Below are 16,188 nucleotides of genomic sequence, written 5' to 3'. Positions count from 1 at the left end.
ACCCGTGCATAACGCAGTAAGGAGTAAATGAAATATGCACGACTTAGCATCAATTCGAGCCTTTGATGCGCTCAATCAGCATAAGAGTTTGACCGCCGCTGCCAAGGCCCTTAACCAGCCTAAATCAACGCTGAGTCGTCGCTTGGCACAATTAGAAGAAGATTTCGGTCAGGCTCTAACCGCAAGACAAGGTAACCGATTAGTTCTGACAAGAGCGGGAGAAATTTTTGCCCACTACAGTCGCCAGATTCTTGAGCTAAGTGAAGAGAGTTATGACGCGCTTCAAGGTTTAACAAACCAAGTTTCAGGGCCGCTACATATTGTTTGTCACACAGCATTAGTTAGAAGTTGGCTAGGTGGTGTGCTCAACGGTTTTCTTGCCGATAATCCTGACGTTAGGGTCCAACTTACCAGTGACTTTTCTGAAGCGCACCATGACCCAGATTTGTTCATCTGGCTCGGTGAGCGTAAAGATCTCGATTGGCGCAAAGAGGTATTAGGCTCATTTCGTTACACGCCCTTTGCCTCTCCAGCTTATCTTGATAAGCACGGTTCGATCCTGCACCCCAAAGAGCTTGAAGCGCATCCGTGGATCGATTTTGGCTCGGTACAAGAAAATGGATTGATGCTCACACACCCCCAACACGGTGAGTTCTTTTTAGAACCATTTGTGAGTCGCTTATACAGCGACAACATCGCAATGCAGATCGACAGCATCGCGAATGGTCATGGTATAGGACTGCTGCCAACTTGGACAGCAAGCGGCTACGAGAAACATCATCCGGGTCGAATCACACCTTGCTTAGAAGGTTGGCTTTCAGAGCCCATCTCCATTAACTGCTATACGCCTGCAGGAAGACCGCCATTACGCTTATCCGTACTTTTAGACTGTATTCACCAAAGCATTCCACAAGGTTGGAAAACCTGACAAAAAACAAAAAAGGCCATCGCAATGATGGCCTTTCCAACTTTATTATCTAACAGTCGTCCTTTACGTTCGACTATTGAGACAATCTAGCAATTACGCTAGCAATTCTTTTGCTGTGTTCACTACGTTTTCAGTCGTGAAGCCAAACATCTCGAATAGCTGACCAGCAGGTGCAGATTCACCAAATGTCGTCATGCCGATGATGCGACCATCGAAACCAACGTACTTGTACCAGAAGTCTGCGATGCCCGCTTCGATAGCGATGCGTGCTGTTACGTCTGATGGCAATACTGCTTCACGGTAAGCGGCGTCTTGTTTGTCGAATGCATCCGTTGATGGCATTGAAACAACGCGTACTTTCTTACCTTCTGCCGTTAGTTGAGTCGCAGCTTCTACTGCTAGCTCAACTTCAGAACCTGTTGCGATAAGGATTAGCTCTGGCTTGCCTTCGCAATCTTTCAGGATGTATGCACCTTTCGCGATGTTCGCTACTTGCTCAGCTGTACGATCTTGTTGCGCTAAGTTTTGACGAGAGAAGATAAGTGCTGTTGGTGCATCTTTACGTTCAATCGCTAGTTTCCATGCTACGGCAGACTCAACCTGGTCACATGGACGCCATGTGCTCATGTTTGGCGTTACGCGTAGAGATGCCATTTGCTCAACAGGTTGGTGAGTTGGGCCATCTTCGCCAAGACCGATCGAATCGTGCGTGTACACTTGGATATTCTGAATTTTCATCAGCGCAGCCATACGCATTGCGTTACGCGCGTATTCCATGAACATTAGGAATGTCGCACCGTAAGGAACGAAACCACCGTGCAATGCGATACCGTTGATGATAGCAGTCATACCGAATTCACGTACACCGTAGTGAATGTAGTTGCCAGAGAAGTCATCCGTTTCTAGAGACTTAGAACCAGACCACATGGTCAGGTTAGAAGGCGCTAGGTCAGCAGAGCCGCCCATGAATTCAGGAAGCATTTGACCAAACGCTTCTAGTGCATTTTGCGATGCTTTACGTGATGCAATGTTCGCTGGATTTGCTTGAAGATCAGCAATGATTTGGTTCGCTTGTTCTTCCCATTCCGCTGGAAGTTCGCCGTTTAGACGACGTTTAAGCTCTGCTGCTTCTGCAGGGTAAGCTGCTGCGTATGCTTCGAACTTTTCATTCCAAGCCGCTTCTTTCGCTGCACCTGCTTCTTTTGCATCCCACTCAGCGTAAACATCTGCAGGGATTTCAAATGGACCGTACTCCCAACCTAGGTATTCGCGAGCCGCTTGAATCTCATCGTGACCTAATGGCGCACCGTGACAGTCGTGCGAACCAGACTTGTTAGGAGAACCGAAACCGATAATTGTTTTAGTACAGATTAGAGTCGGACGAGGATCCGCTTTAGCCGCTTCAATCGCTGCGTTGATTGCTTCAGGATCGTGACCGTCTACCGCTGGGATTACGTGCCAGCCGTAAGCTTCGAAACGCTTAGGTGTATCGTCAGAGAACCAACCTTCAACGTGACCGTCGATAGAGATACCGTTGTCATCCCAAAACGCGATCAGTTTGCCTAGACCTAATGTCCCAGCAAGAGAACATGCTTCATGCGAGATGCCTTCCATTAGACAGCCGTCACCCATGAACACATACGTAAAGTGGTCAACGATGTCGTGACCTTCTTTGTTGAACTGTGCCGCTAGTGCTTTCTCTGCGATAGCCATACCAACAGCATTAGTGATGCCTTGGCCAAGAGGACCCGTTGTTGTCTCGATACCAGGCGCGTAGCCGTACTCTGGGTGACCTGGGGTTTTTGAGTGCAATTGACGGAAGTTTTTCAGATCATCAATAGATAGCTCATAACCGCTTAAGTGCAGTAGAGAGTAAATAAGCATTGAGCCGTGACCGTTTGATAGCACGAAGCGGTCGCGGTCGGCCCACTCTGGGTTTGATGGGTTGTGGTTTAGGTGAGAGCGCCAAAGAACTTCAGCGATATCAGCCATACCCATTGGTGCGCCTGGGTGGCCTGAGTTAGCTTGTTGAACACCATCCATGCTTAGAGCACGAATTGCATTGGCAAGATGTTTACGAGACGACATGTCTGCTCCTGAGTACATTAAGCGAAACGAAAAGTAGGTCATAATTCTCTCAAAGCCCTGTTAGGTGTGCAAACGTTTTCCAGCCCAAAACCTCACAAATATTGCACCTTTCGCGCCAAATCGTTCGAAGTTCTTAAAATTATCAATAAATCAGGCAAACGTTTGGTTATAACAAAAACCAAAAAAGAGCTTGTAATTCGAGCAATCAAATTTAGAATAGACGTCTAGATGTAGATACACCTACAAAAATTAGTATTAATTTGCGCTGGAGAGTTTATCATTCCCCAGTTTTAAACCAGATATAGTGGAGCTAACATGGCTAAGCACCTGTTTACTTCTGAGTCAGTATCAGAAGGTCATCCAGATAAAATTGCAGACCAGATTTCTGATGCGGTTCTTGACGCGATTCTAGAGCAAGATCCAAAGGCTCGTGTTGCATGTGAGACTTACGTTAAAACCGGTATGGTAATGGTGGGTGGTGAAATCACGACTTCAGCATGGGTAGACATCGAAGAGTTAACTCGTGAAACCGTTCGTGAAATCGGCTACGTACATTCAGATATGGGCTTTGATGCAGATTCTTGTGCGGTACTAAACACAATAGGTAAACAGTCGCCAGATATCAACCAAGGTGTTGATAAAGCTGACCCTAAAGAACAAGGTGCAGGCGACCAAGGCATTATGTTTGGTTACGCTTGTAACGAAACTGAAGTACTAATGCCAGCGCCAATTACTTACTCTCACCGTCTTGTTCAAAAGCAAGCAGAAGTTCGTAAAAACGGCACACTACCTTGGTTGCGTCCTGATGCAAAATCTCAGGTAACGTTCCAATACGATCAAGGTAACATCGTTGGTATCGACGCGGTTGTTCTTTCAACTCAACACTGTGATTCAATCTCAACTTCAGACCTGCGTGAAGCGGTAATGGAAGAGATCATTAAGCCAGTGCTACCTTCTGAGTGGATCAACAAAGAAACAAACTTCTTCATCAACCCAACTGGTCGCTTTGTAATCGGTGGTCCTATGGGTGACTGTGGTCTAACTGGTCGTAAGATCATCGTAGATACCTACGGCGGCGCAGCTCGTCACGGTGGCGGTGCGTTTTCTGGTAAAGATCCATCAAAAGTTGACCGTAGTGCAGCATACGCAGCACGCTACGTAGCGAAAAACATCGTAGCGGCAGGCATGGCTGACCGTTGTGAGATCCAACTTTCTTACGCAATCGGTGTTGCTGATCCAACGTCTATCATGGTGGAAACGTTCGGTACTGAGAAAGTATCTCACGACATCATCATTGAAGCGGTTCGTCAATTCTTCGACCTACGTCCATACGGTCTACAAGAAATGCTTAACCTTCTTCAACCTATCTACAAGAAGACAGCGGCTTACGGTCACTTCGGTCGTGAAGAATTCCCGTGGGAAGCGACAGACAAAGCTGCACTTCTACGCGATTTCGCTGGCATCAAATAATCAAGCCAAGCAAGAATCAATCAAGCCCTCGCCTATGGCGGGGGCTTTTTATTTTCAGCAACTTTTATCCAGCCATTTCGGTTCATACCGCTCTGCCCCACAAAGCAGTCCTGTTTCTCCCTCATTTTTATACCGAATAAATTTTAAGCAATTATTTGTAAATTATCCCATCTCCGCCAATAGTTAAAATATTGTTAATTACAATTTAAATAGAGACGTCGGATGCTGGCGACTGTGGAAGCAACACTTAAGTAAAGACATGAGTCAGGCATCTTTATGGCCGATACCAAACTAAGCCAATGCTCAGATGTAAACTTGAAAAAGTCGCTTCAAGTTTGACTGAACAAAAACCGCTGTCAGTTGGTATAAGCGGATAATGTGGGAATAAATCAAGGAGGAGTTATGCCTCGAACTGTTAATCCATCGGACTTCCACAACAAGCGAAAGGAAGTGCCAGACAACGAATACGCCAGAACCATACCGTGCAATACGGTCAATCTTTCTGCACCTTTTCATTGGCTCGCATTAGGTCTGCATGATTTCGTGCGAATGCCACTTATTAGTGCTTTCTATGGCATCTGTTTTATGGCAGCTGCCATAGGCATTGTTTTGCTCGTACAGTGGCAAGGCACACACTTGGTCGTCATGCCCAGTTTGATTGTTTACATGTTAATCGGTCCGTTTCTCGCGCTTGGCTTGTATGATGCCAGTTGGGAGAGAGAGCGCGGACACAAAGCTAGCTTGTTCCATTCCATGAAAGCGATCGGTCGTAACTCAACATCTCAATGGGCATTCGCCGTGTTACTCGCAGTGTGTATGATATTTTGGATGCGCATTGCCGCTCTACTTCACGCACTCTACCCTTCTGTTCAAGGGGCACCTTTAAGTGAGTTCCTACCCTTCCTTGTCATCGGCTCTTTGGTTGGTTTTGTGTTGGCTTGTGTGGTGTTTAGCATTTCAGCCTTTTCTATTCCGCTCATGATGGAGCGTCGCGTAGATATGATGACCGCTGTATTTACTAGCTTTAATGCGGTGAAATCCAACATTCCAGCGATGATTGTTTGGGCGGCGATCATCTGCGGCGGTATTCTTATCGGCTTTGCGACCTACGGGATCGGAATGTTGTTTACCATGCCAATTCTAGGCTACGGTACATGGCACGCTTACCATGCCACCATCAAGAAAAAACACACTCCGTAATTAACTGATGCTATGATCTGGCCCTCGCAAATGCGGGGGCTTTTTTATTTGATTTATCGAGGTGAGTTGTGGATATAGAACTAAGCTATAAAGCCAAACAAGTGATGGCGGACTGCATCGCGATGGCAGAGCAAGCTTTCAAACGTTCTTTCCCTATTCCAACGATCACCTTCAACGTCCGCGGGAAAACGGCAGGAAAAGCCTACCTTCAATTGAATCAAGTGCGCCTGAATCCCATTTTATTTCGCGAAAACACCCAAGCATTCTTAGATGAAGTCATTCCTCACGAGGTCGCTCACCTAATTACCTATCAGGTTTACGGACGAGTTAGGCCTCACGGCAAAGAATGGCAAGGTGTCATGGAAGCCGTATTTAAAGTGCCAGCCAAAACCACTCACAGCTTTGAAGTAAAATCCGTTCAAGGTAAAACCTTTGAGTATCGTTGTGGCTGTATGACCTACCCTCTATCGATTCGCCGTCATAATAAAGTGCTGCGCAAAGAGGCGACGTACTCTTGTCAAAAATGCCGCCAACCACTTAACTTCACGGGCGTTCAGTTATCGTAATCTATATCTCATAGTGTTACTTGCGTTCCCAAAATAAAGATCGAGTTTATCAAAACCTTCCCTTCGCCACTTATTGTTAACTTACTCATCACTAAAGCCATTTTATGCGTGTTATCATGAGTAAAGTCATACTTTATAAAGACTTTAATCATGAAATACCTATTCTCTCTGTTACTTATCGCGCTTTCTAGCACTGCGGTTGCCGCGCCACCAAGTTCATTCTCTGCCGCCAAACGTGAGGCGGTAAAAATTTATCAAGACCATCCAACGAGCTTTTACTGTGGCTGCAACATTCAATGGCAAGGCAAAAAAGGCTCCCCAGATTTAGCCTCTTGCGGTTACCAAGTCCGTAAACAGGAAAAGCGGGCCGCACGAATCGAATGGGAGCACGTTGTACCTGCGTGGCAATTTGGCCACCAGCGTCAATGCTGGCAAGATGGCGGACGTAAAAACTGCAAGAAAAAAGACAAAACCTTTCGCTTGATGGAAGCAGACCTGCACAACCTAACCCCTGCTATTGGTGAAGTAAACGGTGACCGTTCGAACTACAACTTTAGCCAATGGAACGGCGTCGATGGCGTGAGTTATGGTCGCTGTGAGATGCAAGTGAACTTTAAGCAGCGTAAAGTCATGCCACCAGACCGTGCTCGAGGTTCGATTGCTCGTACCTACCTATACATGAGCAAAGAGTACGGCTTTAAATTATCAAAACAGCAAACACAGTTGATGAGTGCTTGGAACAAAACCTACCCAGTCGATAAATGGGAATGTGAGCGTGACGAGCGCATTGCCAAAGTACAAGGCAATCATAACCCATTTGTTCAAAAAGCCTGTCGCGCACTCTAGTGCTCCTCTACCTTGAAGCGTTTCAATAACTGATATTGAAACGCTTCTTGCCCCTTGTTTTTTCGGTTTAAAGCATCCATGTTATGGTTTAAGTTTATTCTCTTGCTGGAAATCTCATGCGTATCCCTCGAATTTATCATCCAGAAACCATTCATCAACTTGGCTCACTTGCTTTAAGTGACGACGCAGCAGGCCATATCGGCCGTGTTCTGCGCATGAAAGAAGGCCAAGACGTTCTCCTATTTGACGGCAGCGGCGCAGAATTCCCAGCGGTTATCAGTGAAGTCAGCAAAAAGACGGTTTTGGTTAACATTACCGAGCGTGTAGAAAACAGTATTGAATCCCCTTTAGACCTGCACCTTGGTCAAGTTATTTCACGTGGCGATAAGATGGAGTTCACTATCCAAAAGTCAGTGGAACTTGGCGTCAATACCATCACACCTCTGATTTCCGAACGTTGTGGCGTCAAGCTTGACCAAAAGCGCTTTGAGAAAAAACTCGCGCAATGGCAAAAAATCGCCATCAGTGCCTGTGAGCAGTGTGGACGCAATGTCGTTCCAGAAATTCGTCCAATTATGAGCTTGGAAGAGTGGTGTAAAGAAGAGTACGATGGCTTAAAGCTCAATCTTCATCCTCGTGCTAACTACTCAATCAACACACTGCCAACACCTGTTGAGAAAGTGCGCCTACTGATCGGCCCTGAAGGCGGTTTATCGTCTGAAGAGATAGGGATGACTCGAGAATATCAATTTGAAGAAACGCTACTCGGCCCTCGCGTTCTGCGCACCGAAACAGCGGCTCTGACAGCAATTACAGCCTTACAAGTTCGTTTCGGCGATCTTGGTTAAACGGAGAAAAATAATGATCAAACTCGGCATTGTGATGGACCCAATTTCGTCCATTAACATCAAAAAAGACTCTAGCTTTGCCATGATGCTTGAAGCGCAACGACGCGGCTATGAAATCCACTACATGGAAATGAATGATCTGCATCTCGATCAAGGCGTTGCTATTGCAGATACTAAAGTGGTGGAACTAAAAGAAGATCCAAACGGTTGGTACGAGTTCAAATCAGAGCAAACGATCAAACTGTCTGAGCTAGACGCTGTACTAATGCGTAAAGATCCTCCGTTTGACACAGAATACATCTACGCGACTTACATCCTTGAGCGTGCAGAAGAACAAGGTGCACTGATCGTTAACAAACCTCAAAGTCTACGTGATTGTAATGAAAAACTGTTTACAGCGTGGTTCCCTGAGCTGACACCAACGACAATCGTGACGCGAAAAGCAGAGAAAATTAAAGAGTTTCGTGAAAAACATGGTGATGTCATCCTAAAACCGCTTGATGGTATGGGCGGCGCATCTATCTTCCGCGTAAAAGAAAACGACCCTAACGTCTCTGTAATCATCGAGACACTGACCAACCACGGTCAAAACTACGCAATGGCGCAAACCTTCGTGCCAGATATCAGCAACGGTGACAAACGTATCTTAGTCGTAGATGGTGAACCAATGCCTTACTGTCTAGCTCGTATTCCTGCAAAAGGTGAAACGCGCGGCAACCTAGCCGCTGGTGGCACAGGTGAGGCTCGACCACTAAGCGAGACCGATATTAAGATTGCTCAAACTGTCGCTCCGACACTGAAAGAAAAAGGTCTTATTTTTGTTGGCCTTGACGTAATTGGCGACAAGCTAACAGAAATCAACGTCACCAGCCCAACCTGTATTCGCGAAATTGAAGCGGCTTTTGACATCTCAATCACTGGCAAACTGATGGATGCGATTGAGCGTCGAGTAAAAGGCGAATAACTCAAACTGTATTACAGTTAATAGAGAGCGTAGTACATTAACTTAAGCAAACTCATGCACATACCTAGATGGTAAACTGTATGATGTTTGCTTAGGGGCATTTAAGAGAGTTAAGGGTCAATATGAGTATGAATCTCACAAATCACTTTTTGGTTGCCATGCCTGGGATGAAAGATCCGTACTTTCAAAACAGCGTGATCTACGTTTGTGAGCACAACGAAGACGGCGCTATGGGGTTAATGATCAATGCTCCTGTTGATATCACCGTCGGCAACATGCTCAAGCAGGTGGAAGTTCAGCCAGTACACCCGCGCCTATTTGAAGCCAGCCTAGATAGACCAGTCTACAATGGCGGCCCAATCTCGGAAGATCGTGGTTTTATTCTGCATAAACCTAAAGATTACTACGAGTCCAGCGTCCAAATGACCGATGACCTCGCTGTAACCACTTCACGTGATATTCTTTCGGTGTTAGGAACAGAAGCAGAACCAAGTGATTACTTAGTGGCACTTGGCTACTCAGGTTGGAGTGCAGGCCAATTAGAAAATGAGCTGGTCGAAAACTCTTGGCTCACCATTGAAGCGACGCCTGAAATTATCTTTAATACACCAATCAACGAGCGTTGGAAGAAAGCGGTCGAAAAGCTGGGCATCGACCCCAGTCATCTTTCAGCAGACTCTGGGCATGCTTAGTCCGAAATACAGTTACATTAGATAGAGACACCTTATGTCACGCACAATTATGGCTTTTGACTTTGGAACCAAAAGCATTGGTAGCGCTATTGGCCAAGAAATTACTGGTACGGCTTCCCCATTAAAAGCCTTTAAAGCCAATGACGGTATTCCAAATTGGGACGATATCGAAAAGCAAATCAAAGAGTGGCAACCAGATTTGCTAGTGGTCGGTTTACCAACTGATCTTCATGGCAAAGACCTTGAGACCATAACCCCTCGTGCACGAAAATTTGCTAAGCGTCTGCAAGGCCGATACGGCTTACCTGTTGAACTGCATGATGAGCGTTTATCTACAGCAGAAGCTCGTGCGGAGTTGTTCAGCATGGGCGGCTACAAAGCCCTATCGAAAGGGAATGTGGACTGCCAGTCAGCGGTGGTGATTCTAGAAAGCTGGTTTGAAGCCCTCTGGGGTGAATAAAACACAATACTCAAAACAAGAAAAGGTTGGCAAGTGCCAACCTTTTTTCGTCTAAACACGCTTAATCCATATCGATCTTAACGTTAGCAAGACTGCCCGTAGAGAATGCTTCGCCACGCTGTGTTTTCAACATCAAGCGCAAATCATTCGCCGAATCGGCACTGTGCAGCGCATCTTCTTCGCTGATCTTACCTTGCATCACCAACTTATAAAGAGATTGATCGAACGTCAGCATACCAAACTCATTTGAGCGAGCCATGGTTGACTTCAACTCATGCAAATCTCCGCGACGGATCAAATCAGATACTCGTGGGCTATTTAGCAAGATCTCAAACACACCATGACGCCCCTGCCCATTCTTATCTCGGATCAGCTGCTGACCAACCACGCCTTTTAGGTTCATCGACAAGTCGAACAAGAATTGTTCTTTTTGATCTTTCGGTACCAAGTGAAGAATGCGCTCTAAAGCTTGGTTGGCATTATTGGCGTGCAACGTTGCCATACACAAATGGCCCGTTTCGGCGAACGTCATCGCGTATTCCATTGTTTCACGGCTACGGATCTCACCAATCAAAATCATATCTGGTGCTTGGCGCAGCGAGTTTTTAAGCGCAACTTCATAGCTTTCCGTATCTAACCCAACTTCGCGTTGAGTCACGATACAGCGCTTGTGCTCATGCACGAATTCGATCGGATCTTCGACCGTCAAAATGTGCCCCGTCTTGTTGCTGTTTCGATAGCCCGTCATTGCCGCCATTGTGGTGGACTTACCTGACCCAGTAGCACCAACCACCAACACCAAACCACGCTTGGCTATCGCTAAATCTTGCAACACTAACGGTAACTTTAATTGCTCAAAGGTGGGAATATTGGTTTCAATACGACGAATCACCGCACCCGGTAATTCTCGTTGAAAAAAGGCACTCACACGGAAGCGACCACAATCTCTCACAATGGCAAAATTCGACTCGCGACTTTTACGAAATTCCTGACGCCGATCTGGTTCCATAGCGCTGTCGAGTAATGCAGCCACATCACTCTCGGTGAGTTTTTCACCTTGTGGTCGCAATTCGCCATCCACGCGAAACAAAATTGGCGCACCAACCGTGATGTACAGATCCGACGCTTTCAGCGCCAGCATACCTTCGAGAAATTTATTTAGATCCATCTTCCGTGTTCACCTACGTATTACGAGAATTGCTGCACTTCTAACCCGATCTTACTATCGACCTCTTCACGAGCGACCATACCTTGTGCCATTAACTGACGAGCATTTTGCTCCATGGTTTGCATGCCGTGAGCCGCACCAGTTTGAATGATCGAATACATCTGCGCGACTTTGTCTTCGCGGATCAAGTTACGAATCGCAGGCGTTGCCATCATGATTTCATGGCATGCAATACGGCCACCACCATTACGTTTCAATAACTTTTGCGCGATAACCGAACGAAGGGATTCAGAAAGCATCGAGCGCACCATGTCTTTATCACTGCCAGGGAACACATCGATAATACGGTCAATGGTTTTTGCCGCCGAGCTGGTGTGTAACGTGCCGAACACTAAGTGCCCCGTTTCCGCCGCCGTTAATGCAAGGCTGATGGTTTCTTTGTCACGCATCTCACCAACCAGAATGACATCCGGGTCTTCACGTAATGCGCTGCGCAGTGCGTTTTGGAAACTGTGCGTATCACGGTGTACTTCACGCTGGTTGATCAAACATTTATTGTTGTTGTGAACAAATTCAATCGGATCTTCAATTGTGAGTACGTGCTTGTTGTGATTACGATTAATGTAGTCAACAATGGCTGCTAAGGTCGTCGATTTACCAGAACCTGTTGGGCCAGTAACCAGAACTAAGCCTTTTTCAGCGTTCGCAATTTTTTTGAAGATCTCGGGAGCTTCCAGCTCTTCCAAAGTTGGAATGCTACTTGGAATGGTACGGAATACTGCCGCACAGCCACGAGATTGGTTGAAAGCGTTGACACGGAAACGACCAACGTTATGCAACTCAAAAGAGAAGTCGACTTCGAGTTTTTCTTCGAACTCACTGCGTTGGGCATCGTTCATGATTTCGAAAACCAAACGATGCACTTCTTGGTGTGTAAACGCTGGAATGCCTAGTTTTCTCACATCCCCATCAATACGAACCATTGGTGGGACACCTGCAGAAAGATGTAGATCTGAGGCATTATGTTTTACACTAAAATCCAGTAACTCAGTGATATCCATTTAAAATCCTTAAGTCTAAAGTACAGCTATGAGTAGTATTCAACAAAATATTGAACATATCACCTCTCAAATTCGATATGACGAGCAAAAATGTGGTCGAACTCCAGAGTCAGTGCAACTTCTAGCGGTAAGCAAAACTAAACCTGTCGAGGCAATTCTCGAAGCCTACCAAGCGGGACAAACCGCCTTTGGTGAAAACTACGTCCAAGAGGGCGTCAGTAAAGTTCAGCACTTTGCCGAGCATTATCCAGATAATCGAATCGAATGGCACTTCATTGGCCCGATTCAGTCGAATAAATCGCGACTTGTTGCCGAACATTTCGATTGGGTTCACACCATAGATCGAACCAAGATTGCTCAACGCCTGAATGATCAGCGTCCAAGCGAACTTAAACCGCTACAAGTTCTGATTCAGGTTAACACCAGTGGTGAAGCATCTAAGTCTGGTGTCACCGAAGCGGAAGTATTCGAGCTGGCGGAGTTGATTTCTCGCCTACCCAACCTCACTTTAAGAGGGTTGATGTCGATTCCTGCCAACGTGTCTGATTACGAATCACAACTTCATGAATTTCAGAAGTTGGCTACATTGAAGCAAACACTCGAAGCTCAGTTCCCAGAAATCGATACATTATCAATGGGAATGAGTGGTGATATGACCGCTGCAATCGAAGCTGGTAGTACAATGGTTCGTATTGGAACCGCTATTTTCGGCGCGCGAGACTACAGCTAAATCAACAAAACGCTCACTGGCGACATAAATTCGTCGTTAAATTAAAGAGTAAATCGCGCAATCATCTTACTCGCCAATAGGAGCAGTAAGTAACAGCGGCGCCATTATACACCTGAGCGCACAACAAACTCTAAATATCATGATGGAAATCAGACAAATGGAACATAAAAATATCGCCTTCATTGGTGCTGGCAACATGGTGAGAGCCATTGTTTCTGGCTTGGTTGCTAACGGATACCCAGCGCAAAACATTACCGCGACAGCTCCTTCAGAGGCACGCCGTCTTCCGCTAGAACAAGATTTTGGCATCCGTACCACCAGCGATAACATCCAAGCGGCGACCGAGGCGGATGTGGTGGTATTGTCTGTGAAACCGCAAATGATGGCTGATGTTTGTAAACCACTGCAAGCGATCGATTTCACTAATAAACTGGTGATTTCTATTGCCGCTGGCATCAACTGTTCACGATTGGATGATATGCTAGCGACAAAATTGAACTTGGTTCGTGTTATGCCAAATACGCCATCACAACTTGGGTTGGGCATGAGTGGTTTATTCGCACCAGCTCATGTAACTGAGCAAGACAAGGCTTTTGCCGCAGAGTTAATGGAAGCGGTCGGTAAGGTATGCTGGGTTGAGCAAGAGTCTGGTATCAATAATGTGATTGCCGCAGCGGGCAGTGCTCCGGCATACTTCTTTCTGTTTATGGAAGCAATGCAAGCAGAAGCGATTGCTCAAGGTTTTGATAAAGACACCGCTCGACTATTGGTTCAGCAAGCTGCATTGGGCGCGGCCAGTATGGTGGTTAGCAACCCAGAAACTGAGCTATCGACCCTGCGTGAGAACGTGACATCGAAAGGTGGGACAACGGCAGAAGCACTGCGTACATTCAACGAACATCAACTTTCAGATATTGTTGCTAAAGCCATGCAAGCTGCTGTGGCTCGCGCGGAAGAAATGGAAAAACTGTTTTAATTATTTGGATGAACTCCGTTTAGTATCATCCATCACTTGTTAAGGGTACCTTATGAATTCAATGAGTTTTCTCATCTCAACCCTATTTGACCTGTACATCATGGTCGTAATTTTGCGAATTTGGTTGCAAGCTGCACGCGCAGACTTCTACAACCCATTCTCGCAATTCATAGTAAAAGCGACTCAGCCGGTCATTGGTCCACTGCGCCGCATTATTCCTTCCGTGGGGAATATTGACCTAGCAACCGTGTTGTTTGCCTACGTGTTGTGTGTGCTTAAATTTGTCGTTCTGATCCTGATAGCTTCGAACGGTTCCGTCTCTTTCAGCGCTGATTTCTTGTTCTTAGGCTTGTTATCATTAATCAAAGCCGCTGGAGGTCTGCTGTTCTGGGTACTATTGATCCGTGCAATTTTGAGCTGGGTAAGCCAAGGTCGCAGCCCTATCGAGTACGTATTCCATCAATTAACCGAGCCAATGTGCGCACCAATCCGTCGTATTATTCCGGCTATTGGTGGTCTTGATTTGAGCGTACTGGTGCTGTTTATCGGCTTGCAGTTCGCGAACTTCTTGATGGGTGATATCATTGGTCCAATTTGGTTCCAGTTATAATGTCAGCCGCAGTTTGGCAAGATGGCGAGGACATCATCCTAAAGCTCTATATTCAACCTAAAGCAAGCCGCGATAAAATTGTTGGCTTGCATGGTGAAGAGCTCAAAATCGCCATTACTGCTCCACCTGTCGATGGCAAAGCTAATGCGCACCTAACTAAGTTCTTAGCCAAGCAGTTTAAAATCGCTAAGGGTTTGGTTCACATAGAAAAAGGTGAATTAGGACGGCACAAACAAATTCGGATAGAATCACCTACCCAGATACCGACAGAAATTAAAGCCATCTTATGATGGCTTTTTATTTACAATTTTGTACCACACTTACTAGTACCAATGACTGAGTTCGCATTTTTACCCCGTGACCAAGGTAAAATAGCGAATATGGTTGTTTTATAACAAGTGCTTTGAGGAAGTAACAATGAGCAAATGGATTACCGCATTACTGATCAGCCTATTGTCGTTACCAAGCTTCGCCGATCAGTTTAAAAATATGAAAGATATCGAAGTACACTATGTCGCGTTTAACTCGACATTCTTAACACCGAAAGTCGCACGTAGCTACGATATCAAGCGTAATGGATACCTCGCTGTGGTTAATATTAGCGTGCTAGATAGAGCTTCATTGGGTAAGCCTGCATTAGAAGCAAAAATTGCTGGACGCGCGAAAAACCTCATCGGCCAAACTCAGACCTTGTCCTTTCGTGAAGTCAAAGAAGGCAATGCGATATACTATTTAGCCGAACTGCCAATTACCCACGAAGAAACTTTTACTTTCGATATTGACGTAAAAGCTGGAAACAAAGGCTCAGGTAAGCTTAAATTCACCCAGAAGTTTTATGTTGAAGAGTAATTCGGTTGTGATGATCCAAAAGCTTTTGGATCTAAGCAGGCTAAAAACCACTTATTAGTTAAAGAATATCTAGAGGAGAACGATTTGTTCTCCTCTATCACTATTAAAAGAGATTCCCATGAAAAAAATTGTGCTAGCAACTGGTAACCAAGGCAAAGTTCGTGAAATGGCAGATTTATTGTCTGACTTCGGTTTTGAAGTATTAGCGCAAAGTGAATTCAATGTATCGGAAGTAGCAGAAACGGGTACAACCTTCATTGAAAACGCGATCATCAAAGCTCGCCATGCCGCACAAGAAACAGGGCTTCCTGCGATTGCAGATGACTCTGGCTTAGAAGTCGATTTCTTAAAAGGCGCTCCGGGCATTTACTCTGCACGTTACGCAGGCGAGAACGCATCTGATCAAGAGAATCTAGAAAAATTGCTAGCGGCAATGGAAGGCGTACCAGAAGCAGAACGTACAGCACGTTTCCACTGCGTATTAGTCCTCATGCGCCACGAGAACGACCCAACGCCTATCGTCTGCCACGGAAAATGGGAAGGCCGCATTCTAACTGAAGCACACGGTGAAAATGGCTTTGGCTACGACCCAATCTTCTTTGTTCCTGAAAACAACTGTGCGTCAGCCGAACTTGAACCTGCACGTAAAAAACAACTGTCTCACCGCGGTAAAGCGCTCAAGTCGTTGTTTGCTCAACTGTCTGAGCAAGTGTCTCAGTAATCACGAGCGAA

Annotated in this window: 18 protein-coding genes; 15 read left to right on the top strand and 3 right to left on the bottom strand. The window is 45.9% G+C overall.

Features of this window, described 5'->3' with window-relative positions; all coding sequences use genetic code 11:
- Positions 1 to 34: 34 nt before the first annotated feature.
- Positions 35 to 928 carry a LysR family transcriptional regulator gene (locus FR741_RS02695; RefSeq protein WP_104969806.1) on the top strand — a complete coding sequence of 298 codons (894 nt, stop codon included), beginning with the start codon at positions 35 to 37 and terminating at the stop codon, positions 926 to 928.
- Between the two features lie 93 nt (positions 929 to 1,021).
- On the opposite strand, the gene tkt is transcribed toward FR741_RS02695, so the two are convergent.
- On the bottom strand, positions 1,022 to 3,016 hold the full coding sequence (gene tkt / locus FR741_RS02690; RefSeq protein WP_167426234.1) for a transketolase: 1,995 nt from the start codon (positions 3,014 to 3,016) through the stop codon (positions 1,022 to 1,024).
- 315 nt (positions 3,017 to 3,331) lie between these two features.
- Here tkt and metK point away from each other — a divergent pair, with 315 nt between their 5' ends.
- From metK to ruvX, 8 genes are all read left to right on the top strand, one after another.
- Positions 3,332 to 4,486, top strand: coding sequence for a methionine adenosyltransferase (gene metK / locus FR741_RS02685; protein ID WP_005381027.1), 1,155 nt, complete (start codon positions 3,332 to 3,334; stop codon positions 4,484 to 4,486).
- Positions 4,487 to 4,888: 402 nt separating this feature from the next.
- Positions 4,889 to 5,686, top strand: coding sequence for a DUF2189 domain-containing protein (locus FR741_RS02680; protein ID WP_005381026.1), 798 nt, complete (start codon positions 4,889 to 4,891; stop codon positions 5,684 to 5,686).
- A 68-nt stretch (positions 5,687 to 5,754) separates the two neighbouring features.
- Positions 5,755 to 6,252 carry a SprT family zinc-dependent metalloprotease gene (locus tag FR741_RS02675; RefSeq protein WP_046875108.1) on the top strand — a complete coding sequence of 166 codons (498 nt, stop codon included), beginning with the start codon at positions 5,755 to 5,757 and terminating at the stop codon, positions 6,250 to 6,252.
- A gap of 150 nt (positions 6,253 to 6,402) precedes the next feature.
- A complete protein-coding gene (gene endA, locus FR741_RS02670; RefSeq protein ID WP_005393967.1) occupies positions 6,403 to 7,098 on the top strand; it encodes a deoxyribonuclease I in 696 nt (231 codons plus the stop codon).
- Between the two features lie 116 nt (positions 7,099 to 7,214).
- Positions 7,215 to 7,946 carry a 16S rRNA (uracil(1498)-N(3))-methyltransferase gene (rsmE, locus tag FR741_RS02665; RefSeq protein ID WP_167426233.1) on the top strand — a complete coding sequence of 244 codons (732 nt, stop codon included), beginning with the start codon at positions 7,215 to 7,217 and terminating at the stop codon, positions 7,944 to 7,946.
- A 13-nt stretch (positions 7,947 to 7,959) separates the two neighbouring features.
- Positions 7,960 to 8,910: a glutathione synthase gene (gshB, locus tag FR741_RS02660; RefSeq protein ID WP_005393972.1), complete on the top strand. Its 951-nt coding sequence runs from the start codon at positions 7,960 to 7,962 to the stop codon at positions 8,908 to 8,910.
- A gap of 128 nt (positions 8,911 to 9,038) precedes the next feature.
- Entirely contained in the window at positions 9,039 to 9,602 is a 564-nt protein-coding gene (locus tag FR741_RS02655) for a YqgE/AlgH family protein (RefSeq protein ID WP_005393973.1), read from the top strand.
- A 34-nt stretch (positions 9,603 to 9,636) separates the two neighbouring features.
- The gene (gene ruvX, locus FR741_RS02650) at positions 9,637 to 10,062 is read left to right on the top strand and encodes a Holliday junction resolvase RuvX (RefSeq protein ID WP_005381017.1); all 426 of its coding nucleotides are present in this window, start codon (positions 9,637 to 9,639) and stop codon (positions 10,060 to 10,062) included.
- 61 nt (positions 10,063 to 10,123) lie between these two features.
- Here ruvX and FR741_RS02645 read toward each other — a convergent pair whose 3' ends face one another.
- A complete protein-coding gene (locus FR741_RS02645) occupies positions 10,124 to 11,230 on the bottom strand; it encodes a PilT/PilU family type 4a pilus ATPase (protein WP_006743091.1) in 1,107 nt (368 codons plus the stop codon).
- 20 nt (positions 11,231 to 11,250) lie between these two features.
- Positions 11,251 to 12,291, bottom strand: coding sequence for a type IV pilus twitching motility protein PilT (locus FR741_RS02640; RefSeq protein ID WP_005381015.1), 1,041 nt, complete (start codon positions 12,289 to 12,291; stop codon positions 11,251 to 11,253).
- Between the two features lie 28 nt (positions 12,292 to 12,319).
- Between FR741_RS02640 and FR741_RS02635 the strand changes: the two genes are divergently transcribed.
- The 6 genes from FR741_RS02635 (at position 12,320) to FR741_RS02610 (ending at position 16,177) form a co-directional block, all read left to right on the top strand.
- On the top strand, positions 12,320 to 13,021 hold the full coding sequence (locus tag FR741_RS02635; RefSeq protein WP_054575409.1) for a YggS family pyridoxal phosphate-dependent enzyme: 702 nt from the start codon (positions 12,320 to 12,322) through the stop codon (positions 13,019 to 13,021).
- Positions 13,022 to 13,178: 157 nt separating this feature from the next.
- The gene (gene proC / locus FR741_RS02630) at positions 13,179 to 13,997 is read left to right on the top strand and encodes a pyrroline-5-carboxylate reductase (protein ID WP_167426232.1); all 819 of its coding nucleotides are present in this window, start codon (positions 13,179 to 13,181) and stop codon (positions 13,995 to 13,997) included.
- Between the two features lie 52 nt (positions 13,998 to 14,049).
- Positions 14,050 to 14,607: a YggT family protein gene (locus FR741_RS02625; RefSeq protein WP_012841393.1), complete on the top strand. Its 558-nt coding sequence runs from the start codon at positions 14,050 to 14,052 to the stop codon at positions 14,605 to 14,607.
- The gene (gene yggU, locus FR741_RS02620; RefSeq protein ID WP_005393980.1) at positions 14,607 to 14,897 is read left to right on the top strand and encodes a DUF167 family protein YggU; all 291 of its coding nucleotides are present in this window, start codon (positions 14,607 to 14,609) and stop codon (positions 14,895 to 14,897) included. The genes FR741_RS02625 and yggU overlap by 1 nt, the downstream gene beginning before the upstream one ends.
- Positions 14,898 to 15,024: 127 nt before the next feature.
- Complete coding sequence (locus FR741_RS02615) at positions 15,025 to 15,456, top strand: DUF4426 domain-containing protein (protein WP_005393982.1); 432 nt, start codon at positions 15,025 to 15,027, stop codon at positions 15,454 to 15,456.
- A 118-nt stretch (positions 15,457 to 15,574) separates the two neighbouring features.
- A complete protein-coding gene (locus FR741_RS02610) occupies positions 15,575 to 16,177 on the top strand; it encodes an XTP/dITP diphosphatase (RefSeq protein WP_074191809.1) in 603 nt (200 codons plus the stop codon).
- Positions 16,178 to 16,188 lie beyond the last annotated feature (11 nt).

This window comes from Vibrio diabolicus, from assembly GCF_011801455.1.
In the GTDB taxonomy this organism is placed as follows: domain Bacteria; phylum Pseudomonadota; class Gammaproteobacteria; order Enterobacterales; family Vibrionaceae; genus Vibrio; species Vibrio diabolicus.
Note: the sequence above shows the minus strand (reverse complement) of the source record. Positions and strands in the feature narration are given on the sequence as shown.